Source organism: Pseudoalteromonas sp. TAB23 (genome assembly GCF_000498075.1).
GTDB classification, from domain to species: Bacteria; Pseudomonadota; Gammaproteobacteria; order Enterobacterales; family Alteromonadaceae; genus Pseudoalteromonas; species Pseudoalteromonas arctica.
Window position 1 is genome coordinate 1 of sequence record NZ_AUTP01000051.1, and the last position, 1,465, is coordinate 1,465.

Genomic DNA, 1,465 nt, shown 5'->3' on the forward strand with positions numbered 1-1,465 from the left:
CAGCTGCGCCAATGCGCTGAACGGCCAGTACCATAATAACGATATATGGCACACCAAACATTGCTCCCAGCAGTTGCCATTTAGGAACGTCCATCAGGGTCAAGGCGTGTTTAGGTTCGAAGAAAAAGATCAGCAACCCCGTCACTAGCGCTCCAATCGAAAATGTTAGGAACGCGCTTTTGAATACACCAACTTTACTTCCAAGCTGGCTGTTGATAGCCGCTTGAATACTCAGCATAGCTCCACCGATGATGGTGAGAATAATCATGATAATAGTCATAAAGTTACCTTAGCCTTGTGCAACCATAACCAGCGCTACAATGATAAAAATCAGCGCGATTATACGTTTAATGTCAATTTTTCTGTGTGGCGTACCAAGTAGGCCAAAGTGATCGATTATTAGGCTCTTAAAGACCTGACCTGCTAGGATGCCAATCATGGTCATGGCGATGCCGATTGCCGGCGTTGTTACGGTCAGGATAATAACGTAAATAGGTCCTAGTATGCCGCCAAGCAGTTGCCAAGATGGCTGTGCAAAGAACGATGGGCTGTTACGCGGGCTGAAAAATAGCATCAGCAAGAAAGTAAGCGCCGCGCCCACTCCAAATACACTAAAGGTGGCCCAGAGATCACCGACTTCCTCGCCTAGTGGTCCTAGCAATCCAGCCTCTATGGACAGCCCCATACCTCCGGCAATTACAATTAAAATTAGTATCAGTTGCATATCAATCTCCTGTGGTTCAGGTAGATAATGTTACGCCTTAACATGGATGAGAAAAATGCTACAATTAGATAAACACCTTTGCAGGATATGCATAAATGAGTAAACCTGAGAACATCAACATACGCGCCTTGATGATTTATATAAATGTTTATGAAACACAGAATTTCTCTGTGGTGGCACGGGGGAAAGGAATATCAGCCTCTCAGGTGTCGCGCGTTATCCATCAAATAGAAGATGCACTCGGACAACAACTCTTTTATCGTAATACTCGGGCAATCATTCCGACGGAAAGCGGCCACCTTTTTATCCGTTATGCACGTGCTATGACGAGCAGCTTGGAGGAGGCGCGACGAGAACTCAACGAAAGAACGCTAGAACCTTCAGGTATGGTCCGCATAAACGCACCGGTATTCTTTGGACAGCGACATGTAGCACCGGCGTTAGCTGGTCTAACTAAACGATATCCAAGGCTAAGCATTGATCTCACGCTGACCGATGATTACATCGATCCTCACCGGGATTCAGCTGACGTAATTTTCCGGATTGGCGTGCTAACAGACTCCTCATTTCATGCTCGTGTGTTTGGCCAGCAGTTCTATCATCTAGCTGCATCACCAGATTATATCCGTCGACACGGCATACCTGAATCACCTGAAGAGTTAATCCATCATAAATGCTTGGTCTATCGCGGTTCGTCAGGACCAAACCGCTGGCTGATGCGTAGGCACGGGGAGAAATGGG

At 46.6% G+C, this 1,465-nt stretch carries 3 protein-coding genes; 1 reads left to right on the forward strand and 2 read right to left on the reverse strand.

Annotation, left to right across the window (positions count from 1 at the left end; all coding sequences use genetic code 11):
* Positions 1 to 280 (reverse strand): DMT family transporter (locus L654_RS0101285; RefSeq protein ID WP_024607012.1); only part of this gene is annotated, 280 nt, incomplete at its 3' end.
* 9 nt (positions 281 to 289) lie between these two features.
* Entirely contained in the window at positions 290 to 724 is a 435-nt protein-coding gene (locus tag L654_RS0101290; protein ID WP_024590359.1) for a DMT family transporter, read from the reverse strand.
* A 95-nt stretch (positions 725 to 819) separates the two neighbouring features.
* On the opposite strand from L654_RS0101290, the gene L654_RS0101295 reads away from it, so the two are divergent.
* Positions 820 to 1,465: LysR family transcriptional regulator (locus L654_RS0101295; RefSeq protein WP_024607013.1), on the forward strand; the 646-nt coding region annotated here is incomplete at its 3' end.